This window comes from Ilyobacter polytropus DSM 2926 (genome assembly GCF_000165505.1).
Lineage (GTDB): Bacteria > Fusobacteriota > Fusobacteriia > Fusobacteriales > Fusobacteriaceae > Ilyobacter > Ilyobacter polytropus.
Genome location: NC_014633.1, coordinates 301,604 through 315,718, shown reverse-complemented (window position 1 = coordinate 315,718; position 14,115 = coordinate 301,604). Strand labels below are relative to the sequence as shown.

11 protein-coding genes and 1 pseudogene are annotated in these 14,115 nt (G+C 35.6%); 7 read left to right on the top strand and 5 right to left on the bottom strand.

Going from position 1 to position 14,115, the window contains the following annotated elements:
• Positions 1–6 precede the first annotated feature (6 nt).
• The 5 genes and pseudogenes from ILYOP_RS15290 to ILYOP_RS11375 form a co-directional block, all read right to left on the bottom strand.
• The gene (locus ILYOP_RS15290) at positions 7–2,406 is read right to left on the bottom strand and encodes a sensor domain-containing protein (protein ID WP_013388650.1); all 2,400 of its coding nucleotides are present in this window, start codon (positions 2,404–2,406) and stop codon (positions 7–9) included.
• Between the two features lie 38 nt (positions 2,407–2,444).
• Positions 2,445–4,108: pseudogene (locus ILYOP_RS16050) on the bottom strand (ABC transporter substrate binding protein).
• A gap of 256 nt (positions 4,109–4,364) precedes the next feature.
• Complete coding sequence (gene gltA, locus ILYOP_RS11385) at positions 4,365–5,759, bottom strand: NADPH-dependent glutamate synthase (protein WP_013388649.1); 1,395 nt, start codon at positions 5,757–5,759, stop codon at positions 4,365–4,367.
• 10 nt (positions 5,760–5,769) lie between these two features.
• Complete coding sequence (locus ILYOP_RS11380; protein WP_013388648.1) at positions 5,770–6,591, bottom strand: sulfide/dihydroorotate dehydrogenase-like FAD/NAD-binding protein; 822 nt, start codon at positions 6,589–6,591, stop codon at positions 5,770–5,772.
• 131 nt (positions 6,592–6,722) lie between these two features.
• Entirely contained in the window at positions 6,723–7,880 is a 1,158-nt protein-coding gene (locus ILYOP_RS11375) for an iron-containing alcohol dehydrogenase (protein ID WP_013388647.1), read from the bottom strand.
• Between the two features lie 331 nt (positions 7,881–8,211).
• On the opposite strand from ILYOP_RS11375, the gene ILYOP_RS11370 reads away from it, so the two are divergent.
• The 7 genes from ILYOP_RS11370 to asrC all read left to right on the top strand — a co-directional run bounded on the left by ILYOP_RS11370 (position 8,212) and on the right by asrC (position 14,068).
• A complete protein-coding gene (locus tag ILYOP_RS11370) occupies positions 8,212–8,739 on the top strand; it encodes an O-acetyl-ADP-ribose deacetylase (protein ID WP_013388646.1) in 528 nt (175 codons plus the stop codon).
• Between the two features lie 98 nt (positions 8,740–8,837).
• Positions 8,838–9,521 carry a hypothetical protein gene (locus tag ILYOP_RS11365; protein WP_013388645.1) on the top strand — a complete coding sequence of 228 codons (684 nt, stop codon included), beginning with the start codon at positions 8,838–8,840 and terminating at the stop codon, positions 9,519–9,521.
• 84 nt (positions 9,522–9,605) lie between these two features.
• Complete coding sequence (locus ILYOP_RS11360) at positions 9,606–10,331, top strand: Crp/Fnr family transcriptional regulator (RefSeq protein WP_013388644.1); 726 nt, start codon at positions 9,606–9,608, stop codon at positions 10,329–10,331.
• A 90-nt stretch (positions 10,332–10,421) separates the two neighbouring features.
• Positions 10,422–11,228: a formate/nitrite transporter family protein gene (locus ILYOP_RS11355; protein ID WP_013388643.1), complete on the top strand. Its 807-nt coding sequence runs from the start codon at positions 10,422–10,424 to the stop codon at positions 11,226–11,228.
• A 14-nt stretch (positions 11,229–11,242) separates the two neighbouring features.
• Positions 11,243–12,247, top strand: coding sequence for an anaerobic sulfite reductase subunit AsrA (gene asrA, locus ILYOP_RS11350; protein ID WP_013388642.1), 1,005 nt, complete (start codon positions 11,243–11,245; stop codon positions 12,245–12,247).
• On the top strand, positions 12,240–13,082 hold the full coding sequence (asrB, locus tag ILYOP_RS11345; protein WP_013388641.1) for an anaerobic sulfite reductase subunit AsrB: 843 nt from the start codon (positions 12,240–12,242) through the stop codon (positions 13,080–13,082). Before asrA ends, asrB begins: the two co-directional genes overlap by 8 nt.
• Before the next feature lie 11 nt (positions 13,083–13,093).
• A complete protein-coding gene (gene asrC / locus ILYOP_RS11340) occupies positions 13,094–14,068 on the top strand; it encodes a sulfite reductase subunit C (RefSeq protein WP_013388640.1) in 975 nt (324 codons plus the stop codon).
• Positions 14,069–14,115 lie beyond the last annotated feature (47 nt).

Sequence of the window (14,115 nt, the reverse complement as noted above, 5' to 3'; positions counted from 1 at the left end):
TTTTAATCAGGCCCATTTTTTAAAAAACTTTTCATACTCTTCTGGAGATAGTGGTTTTGAGAAATAAAATCCCTGAATTTCATTACAGCCATTTTCTGATAATATTTTTAACTGTTCTGAAGTTTCAACTCCTTCAGCAATTACGTATAAATCCAAAAGCTTTGCCATTGTTATAACAGTTTTTGCTATTGCAGTATCTTTTTTACTGTCTATCATATTAAAAATAAAACTCTTGTCTATTTTTATTCTGTTGATAGGAAGATTTTTTATATAACTCAGAGAAGAATATCCTGTACCAAAATCATCTATAGATATTCCTATTCCCATGGATCGAAGCTGATTCAAAATACCTACAGCCTCTTCCATATTCTCCATAAAAACCCCTTCTGTTATCTCTATTTCTATAGAGTCTTTAGGAATTTTTACTTTTTTCAGAACTTCTGTTACTGTTTTTATTATAAGTCCCTGCTTAAAGTGCAGCCCTGAAATATTGACAGATATCTTTTGACCTTTTATATTATTTTTTTCCCACTCTTCGATCTGTCTGCATGCACTTAAAAGTACCCATCTGTCTATCTCTAGAATAAATCCTGTTGACTCTGCGATAGGTATAAATTCTGAAGGTGCCTTGTAAATTTTTCCGTTTTTGAACCAACGTAAAAGAGTCTCGGTACCTATGATCTTATTTTGAGCTATATCTATTTTTGGCTGATAATAAAGGCATAGTTCTCCGTTTATCAGAGACTTACGCAGATTAGTGTCTATTTCCATTTTACTATTAGAGGCATGCTTCATATCTTCAGAAAAGAAATAATATCCGTTTTTACCTCGATCTTTGGCTCCATACATTGCCAAGTCAGAGTTTTTAAGAAGAGTGTTGACATCAGACCCGTCTTCTGGATACACAGCCACCCCTATACTGGCAGATATAAAAATTTCTTTATCATCAATTAAAAATGGCGCTTCTAAAACTTTTAAAATCCTTCCTGATACAAAGTTTATCTCCTGTCTACTGGAAAATTCTTCTATAATCACAGCAAACTCATCTCCACCTAGACGACATATAATATTATTTTTACGTAAATTCCTTCTGAGACGTTCCGCCACCCTTATCAATAGTAGATCCCCGATATGATGGCCAAAGCTGTCATTGACATGTTTAAAGTGGTCTAAGTCTATATTTAAAAGTGCCACTTGAAAATCATTCCGCTGACCCTGAACAATTGATTTTTCAAGATAATCAGAAAACATCCTTCTGTTGGGAAGATTGGTTAGGCTGTCGTAAAAAGCCAGATTTTTTATCTTTTTTTCTGCTTCCCTTCGTTTCGTGATATCGTGTATTATTGAAAAAAGTCTCGGTCTTTTACCAGATATTATTTCACCGGAATAGGCCTCTACATCCCTTATACTACCATCAGCCAATCTGTGTCTGAAGGTAAAATAATTTTTTTTATTTCTTCTAGCCATCTCCATCTCTTTATATATCTCATTCTCTGTGAGAATGTTTATATCTGCTATCTTCATCTTTGTTAGTTCTTTTCTTGTCCAGCCATAAAATTTTACTGCTGCGTTATTTGCGTCTACTATTTCACCGGTTTGTACATCTATCATCAGCATAACCGCATTATGATTTTGAAATATTTTTCTGTATTCTTCTTCTTTTTTAAAGGCCGATTCTTCAGCCGATTTCTGCCTGGTTATATCATAAAGGGTTCCTATTACAATATTTCTTTTAGGGTCATATTCTGCCACAGAATGTATAGCCCTTATCTCACCATCTATTTTATTTTTAATCTTGAATTCCACATTATAATTCTTTCGCCCAGTTATCAAATCTTTAAAAGCTTTATCAAGCCTCTCTCTATATTCTGGGAGAGGGTATTCTTTTATATTATCTACCATAAGGGTTTCTTCTGTAATACCATAAATTTTTCTAGAACCCTTTGAAGATTTAACAGTATTATTATCGAGATCAAACTCCCAGTATCCAAAACCAGAGATTATCTCTGCATGACTGGCATAATCATATCCTGCTTTAAGGTTTCTACTTTTTTCAAATAAATTTAAAGCGGTTTTTACTGATGACTGCAAAATAAAATCTCTACTTTCTTTTAGTACAAATCCATAGGAGAAATCATTATAATAGTCATCAAAACTGAACTTTTTTTCATTATCGGTCATATAAAGAATAGGAAGATCAGAATTCAAAATGATCTTATTTGTCATTTTTTCTAAATCATCGGAGTTGTCTACATCTAAAATAATCAGTTTTATATCTTTATAGTCTCCCAGAATTTCGAGAGTTTTTTCATAAGAATTGGCATGTATGGTCTTGTATCCGGCCTTTTGAAGTTTTTTAGATTCTATTAAAAAAGCTTCATTGTCTCTAGTAGTAATTAAAATCATGTAAGGTTCTCCTCCAATTCTTTAAAGTTTAATTATTATTATTCCAAATTTCTCAATGTATATTGATTTCGTCCTTTATTTTTACTCTCATAAAGAGCCTGATCTGCTGTATCTAACAGTTTTTCTGCCTTTAGTTTTTGGCTAGGAACTGCCACCCCTATACCTACACTCACAGTCACTATCCCAGAGGGTGAGCCTTCATGTTGTATTTTGAGATTTTCCACCTCTTCTATAATCCATTTTGCTATTTTTTCCGCCCCAGCTGCATCAGAGCTTACAAGGACTGTAAATTCTTCACCACCATAACGAGCCACTGTATCAAAGGGTCTACCTACGCTTTTGAAAAATACCCTTGAAAGAGTCTTGAGACACTCATCTCCAGCCATGTGGCCGTAAATGTCATTGTACTTTTAAAAAAATCCACATCAATCATCAAAATAGATAAAGGTAACTGTATTCTCTGTAACTCTTTCCAGATATCCTCAAGATTTTTATCAAAGTATCTTCGGTTATATAGCTGAGTTAGGCCGTCAATATTTGAAATCCACTCTAACTCTTGATTGGCTTTTTCCAAATGCAGTGTCTTTTCCTTGACCATTTCCATAAGCTTTTTTTCATTTTTTTTCTTGTATAAAATATTTATTATCAAAATTACCATTATGAGATAGGTAATAGAGATTATTTCAATGTGATATTTATAAAATAAGCCTACGGGTTTATTTACTATTACACTGTATTTAGGAAGAGACGACTTCGTTATGTTAAACTTTTTAAGTTCTTCATAGTCAAACATGTATTTCGTCTCGCCTTTTTTATAATATCCGGAATAATCTTTATCTTTATTATTTATGATCTCTTTTAAAAGTTGCCCTGCCTCTGATCCCTGTGTATACCCACTTAAGATATTTCCACCAACAATTCCGTGCCCTAGATAAAAATCCCAGGCTCCGTAAATAGGATTATCAGATACATCAGACACAAGCTTTAAACCGTCATTATATGAAATAAACTTCCCTGTCTTGTCTCTGTTTAAAACTAACAGGTAGATCACAGTATCTGTACCTGTATTTTGTAGCTTATTTTCAAGCTCTTTTATGGAAAAATCAGAATATACATCAATATTTACTTTTGAATTATATTCGGGAATTATTTTTTCTAGCTCTTTCTTCACTTTTTTTCCGGTTTCGGTACTGTCATTTACTATCAGAATATTTTTAACGCTGCTGTGAAGATTCAAAATCAGATCTATATTTTTTTTATGATCTACATTTTCTAAAATACCCGCTATATTTTTATTGCCTTTTAGCATATTTTTATCAAAATTGTTTATCCCGCAGAAGACAACTGGAATTTCCGGTAAAAATTCAGGACCGTATTTAATTATGAAATCTAAGGCTATATTGTCACACACTATTATAGCCTCAAAATTTGTTGTCTTTGCTTTTTGTTTGTATAGAGGTGCCAGGCTCTTAAAGTATTCCTCTCCATAATTCCTTTTCCCGTCAAGATACTCAAAAAATATCTCAAACTCTTCAGAATCAAAGGTATCTTTAATGCCCTCAGAAATATTATCCTCCCACCCTAAACCGTGATGATATGAATGTATAACCAATATATTCCTGTCATTTAAAGAGCCGTTTTCTGAGGAATACGAAAATGTAATGAACAGAAAAAAAAGAAATATATGGATAATTTTTTTCATAAGAATTTCTCCTGAATATATTTTTTGACAGTTGATAGTTTTGTAAAAAATAAAATTTGATTTGGTTACAAAACAACATCTTTTTCAACCATCTTTTTAACAGCTTTCTTTTTATGGATTATACCACCTAAACCTTCAAAAAAAAAGGTGTCATCAAAATACCATAAGTTGTTTTTTATTGAAAAATATAGATTTCTTTCTTCAAATAAAAAAGGCAGTTTCTTTATCAGAAACTGCCTTTAAACTCTGTAAATTTTTAAATGGATTTTCTTAATTTTTCATGGATAGATTTAGCCGCTTTTTTACCAGCTCCCATTGCAAGGATTACAGTAGCTGCACCTGTTACAACATCACCACCAGCATAAACACTCTCTTTTGTTGTCTCCATGCTTTCCACTTCCACTATTATTCCACCCCAATTATGGGTTTCTAGACCCTTAGTTGTCTGTCTTATCAGAGGATTCGGGGACTGTCCAATAGCGATTATAACTCTGTCTACGTCTAGCATAAATTCACTTCCCTCTATAGCTACAGGCCTTCTTCTTCCACTTTCATCAGGTTCAGAAAGCTCCATCTCTACACACTCGAGCTTTTCTACCCAGCCGTTGTCTCCTTTTATTCCCACAGGATTTGATAAAAGTCTGAATATCACTCCCTCTTCTTTTGCATGGTGTACCTCTTCTAATCTTGCTGGGAGTTCCTCTTCACCTCTTCTGTAGACAACATAGACTTCTTTTGCTCCTAGCCTTACAGCTGTTCTAGCAGCATCCATAGCCACATTTCCTCCACCGATTACTGCTATCTTCTCTCCTACACTGACAGGAGTTGGGCTGTTTTTATCATAGGCTTTCATAAGATTTACCCTAGTCAGAAACTCGTTTGCAGAATAGACTCCGTTTAGATTTTCACCTTCGATTCCCATGAAATTTGGAAGCCCTGCTCCACTTCCTATAAATACAGACTTATATCCCTCTTCCATAAGCTCGTCTACAGTTATAGATCTTCCGACTATTACATTTTTCTGTATTTTGACTCCCTGCTCTGCAACATTTTCGATCTCTTTTTTCACTATTTCTTTAGGAAGTCTGAATTCCGGGATACCGTACATAAGGACTCCACCTGCTGTGTGAAGGGCTTCAAATATTGTGACGTCATACCCGTATTTTGCAAGTTCTCCTGCACATGCTAAACCTGCAGGTCCGGCTCCTGTTACAGCCACTTTTATGTTATTATTCTCTGCCTTTTTTTCTTTTGTTTTACCATTTTCAATAAACCAGTCAGCCACAAATCTTTCAAGTCTTCCTATCCCCACAGGTTCGCCTTTCATACCTCTTACACACTTTGACTCACACTGTTTTTCCTGAGGACACACTCTTCCACAAATTGCAGGAAGTGAATTCTGTTCTACCAGGATATCATAAGCTTCTTCAAAGTTTCCCTCTGCTACCTTATTTATAAACTGTGGTATATGGACATTTACCGGGCATCCACTTACACATGCCGGTGATTTACACTGTATACATCTTTTTGCCTCATTTATCGCTTCCTCTTCAGAATATCCCAAAGATACTTCTTTGAAATTTTTTCTTCTTTCTGCTGGATTTTGTTCTGCAATCTTTGTTTTCTGAAGAGTCATGTTAAATTTCCCCATTTTTATCCCCCTATATTCCTAATCTACATCTGTGTTCTGCTTCTTCTGGCATATACATAGTCTGCCTTCTCATGAGCTCTTCAAAATCAACTAAAAAGCCATCAAAATCCGGACCATCTACACAGGCAAATTTGGTCTCTTTTCCTATTGTCACCCTGCATCCGCCGCACATTCCTGTACCATCTATCATTATGGGATTGAGTGAAACAGAGGTTGGTATATTCAGTTCTTTTGTATACTCTACAACCGACTTCATCATCACAAGAGGCCCTATGGCAATAACTTCATCATATTTTTTTCCCTGAGAAATAAGATCCTTCAGCACGTCTGTGACAAAGCCCTTTTTCCCTTTGCTTCCGTCATTAGTGGCAAAATATATGTTTTCTGCTATTTCTTTAAACTCCTCTTGAAGTATCATCATCTCTTCTGTCCTGCTTCCGATGACAGCATCACAGGACGCCCCCATTTCAGTTAATTTCTTTATCTGAGGGTATAGAGGCGCCGCTCCTACTCCTCCCCCTATACCGAGGACTCTCTTGACTTTCTTCATATGAGCCGGCTGTCCTAAAGGCCCTGCTATGCTGCTTATAGTCTGTCCTTCCAGCTTTTGGCTGAGAAGTTTTGTTGTATATCCTACTATCTGATATATGATAGTTACACTGTTTTCTGATCTGTCGTAATCTGCTATTGTAAGAGGTATTCTCTCTCCACCTTCTTCTACCATAACCATGACAAATTGCCCCGGTTGGCATTTTTTTGCAATATATGGTGCTTCTATGACCATTTTCTCAATATCCTGGCTCAGTATCTCTTTCTTTAAAATTTTATACATTTTTTCACCCTTCTCTAGAAATTTAATTTTATTAAAAGTTTCAATAAAAATTTATAGCTCTTAATTTTTTAAAAAGGTGTGACAAATTTCATACAGAAATTTGTCACACCTTTGAAATTATTTATCAATAACTATATATTTGATGCTGTAACCCCATAATATGCTGCTTTATAAATCTCTTTTACATCTTCTACAGATGACTGTCTAGGATTAGTAAGGGTACATGGATCTTCAAAGGCGTTTTTACTCATTCTGTCTAAAACTTCGTTGAATTTTTCCTCACTCATATCAACCTCTGTTATCTCTTTTAAACTTGTCGGGATTCCAACTTTTTTATTGAGTTCTTTCAGACTCTCAATTAAATCAGATTTTCCTAGAGTTTTTTCAAGATAAGAAAACTTATCTGTTGCTTTTTTATTATATTCTACGATATATGGCAGTAATACTGCATTGGCAAGTCCATGAGTTATCCCTAGTTCTCCTCCTATTTTGTGAGCCAGACTGTGTACTAAGCCCAAAGACGAGTTTGTAAATGCCATTCCTGCTAGAGTAGAAGCATTATGCATATTATTTCTAGCTTCCATATGGTCTGCTTTTTCATATGCTAAAGGAAGATTGTCATAGACAAGTTTTATAGATTCCACTGCCATAGGGTCTGTGTAGCTTGTTGCATTTGTCGATACCAAGGCCTCTATTGCATGAGTCATAACATCCATACCAGTGTTCGCCGTTATGTGAGCTGGCATTTTTGCCGGAAGAGCCGGATCTAAAAGAGCTATATCCGGAGTGATCTCGTAAGAAACCAAAGGATATTTTATATGATTTTCAGTATCAGTTATTACTGAGAAAGCAGTTATCTCAGAAGCTGTTCCACTGGTAGATGGAATAGCTATAAACTTGGCTTTTTTTCTAAGTTGAGGGAACTTACCAGCTACAAGCTCTTCGAATTTTGAATCAGGATATTCATAGAACACCCACATAATCTTAGCTGCATCTAGTGCAGAACCTCCACCGATAGCAATAATCCAATCAGGATTAAATTCTGCCATCTCTTTTCCGCCTCTTAATACTGTTTCCACAGATGGATTTGGTTCTACTCCGTCAACTATAGAGACCTCCATTCCTGCTTTTTCAAGTTGAGCTTTTGCTTCATCTAAAAATCCGAATCTTTTCATAGAACTTCCGCCTGTTACAAGCGTAGCTCTTTTCCCTTCTAATGTTGATAGATATTCTAGTGCATTTTCCCCAAAAACTATATCCTTTGGAACTCTAAACCATTGTAAAGCCATTTTCTACCCCCTGAAGTTTTATTTATTTTTTTACAGCCACTGGGCTCTTTGAAATGTAAAATAAACTAATATTTTATAGCGGTTCTTTTTTAAAAAGCTTTTGTGAAATTAAGAACTACTAACAACTTCAGTATATCGCTGTTTGAGGGAAAAAACTAATTTATTTTTGCAAAAAATACCACTTTTTTGAATTCATCACTATATTTTTCACAATATTTTACGGTTTTTTTATTTTTTATTACTCTCAACTGAAGGAATTTATTTGATAGGAAAACCTTCCTTAGGTATACTTAAAGTAAGTTCCACAAAAAATAAAATGAAGGTGTTTATTATGTCTAAAAAAATAACCCTGTTAAAAGGTGACATTGCAACTCTAAAGGTGGATGCTGTTGTAAATGCCGCAAACAACATGCTTGCAGGCGGAGGTGGTGTAGACGGTGCCATTCACAAGGCAGGTGGACCCTTGATCGCCAAGTACTGCAGCGAAATACGACGTGAAACAGGCGGCTGCAAAACTGGTGAGGCTGTCTTAACCCTTGGAGGAAACCTCCCCTCTAAATATATTATTCACACTGTAGGTCCCGTATGGAAGGGGGGGAAGTTTAGAGAAGAAGAGCTCCTCAAAAACTGCTACCGAAACTCTCTTATGTTAGCCAAAGAGCATCATATGAAATCCATAGCCTTTCCCAATATAAGCACGGGTGTCTACGGGTACCCAAAAGAAGCCGCTGCAGAAATTGCAATTGAAGAGGTCAGTAATTTTTTAAAAAACAACAAGTCCCTAGAAAATGTAATTTTCATCTGCTTTGATCGGGAAAATTTCGATATTTATAACAAAATTTTAAAAAGAGTAAAATAGAATTTTTATAAGTTTTATCACTTTATTGTTGGTAAAATCATCTCTGAACCAAATATGTCATAAAAATAAAATATAAGTTTAAACGGAGAGTAAAATTTATGATTGAGTATACAGAACGCAAACTAAATGATGAGGATATAAAATATATAAATAAAAAATATAAACTTCAGGAGAAGCGGCTTATTTTCATCAATGAAAAGGTGATGAAATATCTTCCTTTTTATTCTGCTTTATTCACTGTCTGTGCCATAGTTTTTTTTATGCTTATATATAAAAAAATAGATAATTTTTTTCTCTTACTAACAGGTACTTTTTTAATATTTTCACCCTTTGTAATTTATAAATTAATAAAAACCTTTATAAAAAATACACTGCTCCAAGATAAACTTCATCAGATTATGGATGATATCTTAGAAAAAGACACTGCAAAGGTAATTCATTGCATCAGTTCAAAAATGATTGAATTTGAAGAAATAGAGGACGAAGGAGCTCAGTATTTATTCCAAGTAGAAGAAAACAAGATTTTTCATATTTCAGGACAGGAATTTTATGAAACCTCTCTTTTTCCTTGCAATGATTTTGAACTAATTACCATAATGGGCCCTGAAAAAGATCAGATCTTAGATTTTCACATTCACTGCATTGGACACAAGCTATCACCTATTATGACCGTTCCAAGAGATGTTAAAAAAGAGTATGTGGATAAAATATGTGAACTTCCTGAGATTATAGAGGGAAATATAGAAAATCTAGACTCTGTTATGAATATTATTATCAATTGACAGCTGAATATGCCTTATTCTTTGCACTTTATTCTTTTATAATATATAATCACTATTATAAATTAGATGTTAAAGAGGTGTGCTGTGATAAAAGATGAAGATTATCTGAAAAAAATACCTGCTTTCTCCAATTTAGAAAAAAAGACCCTTGATAAACTTCAGACATCCGGAGAATTGTTTGAAATCAAAAAAGGCAGTATGCTTTTTTTTGAAAAAGATGTTGTGAACAAAATATATATTATCATCAAGGGGAAAATAAGTATTTTCCGTTATTCACAAAAGGCCCAGAGAAGGGTTATTTATATATTAGGCGATGGAGAATTCATAAATGAAGTTATCTTTGACGACCTTCCGTCATCTGTAAATGCAGAGGCCTTTGAAAAAACTCTTCTACTACGATATGATAAAAAAGATCTTCAAGGGATAATGGAGTCTGATTTTCAGTTAACAAAAAATATAACCAATTCCATGGGTAAAAAAATAAGAAGACTTTACAGACAGATAAAAAATACTATCCCCCTTGGTTTGGATAAAAAGGTAGCTGCAAAACTATGGAAAATCTCAAGGGACTACGGGATAAGCTGCAATCTAAACGGTTATAACTGCAGGGATTTCAGAGAAGAATGTGTTCCTTGGACAGGGATAAACTTCAATCTGACCATAACCTACTTAGCCGATATGCTTGGAAGCAGCAGAGAATCCGTCTCTAGAGAGTTGAAAAAAATGGAGTCTAGGGGATATATCAAATGGGAAGGGAAAAAACTCCTGGTAAAAAGAGAAGAATTAAGAAAATTTTACAGAGAAATTTAAACAGTGTGACCTAGGTCACATTGTTTTTTTTTATTGGATGATAAAATAGACTCAATCAAAGTGAAAAAAATATTTAAACGGAGGTTGTGTATGTTTTCAGAAACGCTTAGTAAACTTTCAAACAGTGCAGTTGCAAAAGTAACATTATTAAAGGAGAGCAAATCAAAATATTTTATAGCTTCTCTACTGGCAGGGTTTTATGTAGGAATCGGTATCGTTCTCATAACCACCATCGGAGGACTGACAAAAAGTACAGGTCCACAGTTTCGAATATACATGGGCTTGGCTTTCGGAATAGCATTAACATTGGTTATAATGGCAGGTTCAGAGTTATTTACCGGTAATAACCTTATAATGTCAGCAGGAGCTGCAGACAAAAAAGTAACTTGGAAAGACGCAATAAACATCTGGATATTAAGTTACATCGGTAACTTGGCTGGTTCTACTCTTATAGGCTCTCTTTTTACTCTATCAGGAAGTGCTACTGCCCCTCACGGAGCTGTAGGAGAGTTTATCGTGGCCCTTTCTAAGAGTAAAATGAACGCAGGTCCATCTACTCTGTTTTTTAAAGGTTTTTTATGTAATATCCTTGTATGTCTAGCTGTTCTTTGCTGTATAAAGATGAAGGAAGAATCGGCAAAGTTAGTGGTTATCTTCTGGTGTCTCTTTGCATTTATTACAGCTGGATTTGAACACAGTATTGCAAATATGACGATATTCACAATGGGGCTTCTTCTTCCTCACGGACCTGAGGTTTCTCTTGCTGGCTACGGATACAATATGCTCTGGGTGACACTGGGTAACTTTGTTGGGGGAAGTGCACTTGGACTCTGCTACTACTACATGGGTAAAAAATCTAAAGTCAAAGAAAGTATATTGGCAGAAAATAAATTATAGAAGGGAGTGAAATAATGAAAATTTCTTTGGATAAAACCTCTTTTGATGAGGGGCTAAAACTTTTAAAAGAAAATTACCGAATATTTGCACCAAAGGTATTTGCAGGTGAGGGAAGATTTTCCGACACTGACCTTGTGAAATATAGTGAGATCGACTCTATCCAAGAGATCTGCTTTGATAAAAAATCAGAATTTTCACCGAAAGAGGTAATGCTTCCTATTACACAGACTATGTTTTACTTTACAGAAAAGGAGTTCAAGGTTCCAGATATAGATGATAAGGGAATTATCGTATTTTTGAGAAGCTGCGACCTTCACAGTGTGAAAAGAGTAGACGAGATATACCTCAGAAACAAATATCAGGATATGTATTATAAGAGAATCAGAGATAAAGTCAAGTTTGTAGTTATGGGATGTCCGACCTCCTTTGAAAACTGTTTCTGCGTTAGCATGGGAACAAACAAAACAGATGACTATCACATGGGGCTAAACTTAAACAATGATTCTGTGGAACTTTATATAAAGGAAGATGAATTCAAAGGCGTTTTCTCAGGTGAGGAAGATGAATTTGATGTCAAATTCGTAGAGGAAAACAAGGTTAAAGTTAATGTGCCTGAAAACATAAGCCTTGCAGAGGTAAAAGACCTTGAGCTATGGAGGGAATACGATAAAAGATGTGTTGCCTGTGGTAAGTGTAATTTTGTATGTCCTACGTGTACCTGTTCTACAACCCAGGATATTTTCTATAGTGAAAATGAAAATACTGGAGAAAGAAGAAGGGTATGGGCTTCATGCCATGTAGACGGATTTACAGATATGGCGGGAGGTCACACTTTTAGACAAAAGCATGGAGATCGAATGAGGTTTAAGACAATGCATAAGATATCAGATTTCAAGAGAAGATTCGGATATCATATGTGTACAGGCTGCGGAAGATGTGACGACGTCTGCCCTGAATATATCTCATTTTCAAACTGTGTAAACAAATTATCTAAAGAATTGGAGGGAAACGATGAATAATACCTATATTCCAGGAAACCCCTATACCCCTATAGAAAATGTCTACCTACCAAAAGGATACAAGCTTATCTCCCTAAATAAGCTCACAGAGATCGAGTGGCTTTTCAGAGTCGAGTACGATCAGGAAGTAACCTTCGGACAGTTTATCGAAATATCTATCCCAAGAGTTGGTGAAGCCCCACTTTCGGTAACTCAGTTCAACAAAGAGGAGGGATGGATAGAGTTTCTCATAAGAAAGGTGGGAAAGGTGACTGACTGTCTTTTTGACCTAAAGGCGGGAGACTTGATGTTCCTCAGAGGCCCTTACGGGAATGGATTCCCTGCAGAAGAAGAGTATAGAGGGAAGCATCTTATTATCGTCGCAGGAGGATCTGGACTGGCTCCTGTAAGATCTATGATAAATCATTTCTATAACGATGAAGCTAATGATACAAAAGTTGACCTTCTTTTGGGATTCAAGGACTACGACTCCATTATATTTAAAGACGAGATAAAACAGTGGAAAGAAAAATTTAACACCCTGATAACTGTAGACAATTCATGCAGCATCGACGGTGTGTGCGAAGGATTAGTTACAAAGTATATCCCAGACCTTGAGCTGGCAGATGATATTGCAGACATGGAAGTGGTTATAGTTGGGCCCCCTGTCATGATGAAGTATTCTGCTTTGGAATTTCTGAGCAGAGGCGTTCCTAAAGAGAAAATATGGGTTTCATTTGAGAGAAAAATGTCCTGCGGTGTGGGAAAATGTGGTCACTGTAAAATTGACGAAACTTATATATGCCTAGAAGGCCCTGTATTCAGATATGACGAAGCAGAAAAATTAGTAGATTAGGAGGTTAATCCATGAGTTTAGACATAAACAGAAAAAAGGTCACCAAAAACGCCTATAGAGTTACCAAGGTCAGAGACAAGACAACTCTCAGAGTCAGAGTTCCCGGCGGTGAAATTTCCGGAGAACTTCTTCTGAAGGTATCTGAAATCGCAAACAACTACGGTAACGGTAAAGTACACCTTACTACCAGACAGGGCTTTGAGATAATGGGAATTGACTGGGATAAGATAGATGAAGTAAACCTTGTGGTAGAATCTCTTATGGAGGGGTTAGGAATAAACCACAACGACAAAAATAAGGGTTATCCTGCGGCAGGAACTAGAAACATAGCTGCATGTATCGGAAATAAAATATGCCCTAAGGCCCAGTACAACACAACTGAATTAGCTAAAAAAATAGAAAAAAAAGTTTTCCCTCATGATTTTCATTTTAAGATAGCCCTCACAGGTTGTCCCAATGACTGCCAGAAAATAAGAATGCATGACTTTGGAATAATCGGAATGACTTTGCCAAAGCTCGAACCACATAGATGTATCTCTTGTGGAAGATGTGAGAAAAAATGTAAAAGTCTCTCAACTGGTGCAATAAAAATGAATAACTATAAGCCTGTGAGAGAGCATGACAGGTGCATAGGCTGTGGAGAATGTGTATTAAACTGCCCTGTCTCTGCATGGACAAGGGATTCAAAAAAATACTACAGACTGGCTATCATGGGAAGAACAGGAAAGAGAAATCCTAGACTAGCCGAAGACTGGATGATCTGGGCTGACGAAGAGTCAATCATAAAAATCATAAAAAACACCTATGACTATGTCAACGAATATATTGATCGTACCCTTCCCAAGGAGCATATCGGCTATATCGTAGACCGAACCGGATTTATGGAGTTTAAAAAATGGGCTTTAAAAGAGGTTAAATTACCTTCTGAAACAGTTACAAAGGACAACATTTACTGGAGCGGCGTTAAGTATCCGGGGATAAAATAAATATAGTATTTAAAAAAGGCTTGAATCCCTCAATTTGATGGATTCAA

Excerpts from the sequence above, each read along its gene's own strand:
- asrC (WP_013388640.1), top strand. The coding sequence starts at position 13,094 with ATGAGTTTAGACATAAACAGAAAAAAGGTCACCAAAAACGCCTATAGA.
- ILYOP_RS11370 (WP_013388646.1), top strand. The coding sequence starts at position 8,212 with ATGTCTAAAAAAATAACCCTGTTAAAAGGTGACATTGCAACTCTAAAG.
- ILYOP_RS11355 (WP_013388643.1), top strand. The coding sequence starts at position 10,422 with ATGTTTTCAGAAACGCTTAGTAAACTTTCAAACAGTGCAGTTGCAAAA.
- ILYOP_RS11380 (WP_013388648.1), bottom strand. The coding sequence starts at position 6,591 with ATGTATAAAATTTTAAAGAAAGAGATACTGAGCCAGGATATTGAGAAA.
- ILYOP_RS15290 (WP_013388650.1), bottom strand. The coding sequence starts at position 2,406 with ATGATTTTAATTACTACTAGAGACAATGAAGCTTTTTTAATAGAATCT.
- gltA (WP_013388649.1), bottom strand. The coding sequence starts at position 5,759 with ATGGGGAAATTTAACATGACTCTTCAGAAAACAAAGATTGCAGAACAA.
- ILYOP_RS11365 (WP_013388645.1), top strand. The coding sequence starts at position 8,838 with ATGATTGAGTATACAGAACGCAAACTAAATGATGAGGATATAAAATAT.
- ILYOP_RS11375 (WP_013388647.1), bottom strand. The coding sequence starts at position 7,880 with ATGGCTTTACAATGGTTTAGAGTTCCAAAGGATATAGTTTTTGGGGAA.
- asrB (WP_013388641.1), top strand. The coding sequence starts at position 12,240 with ATGAATAATACCTATATTCCAGGAAACCCCTATACCCCTATAGAAAAT.
- asrA (WP_013388642.1), top strand. The coding sequence starts at position 11,243 with ATGAAAATTTCTTTGGATAAAACCTCTTTTGATGAGGGGCTAAAACTT.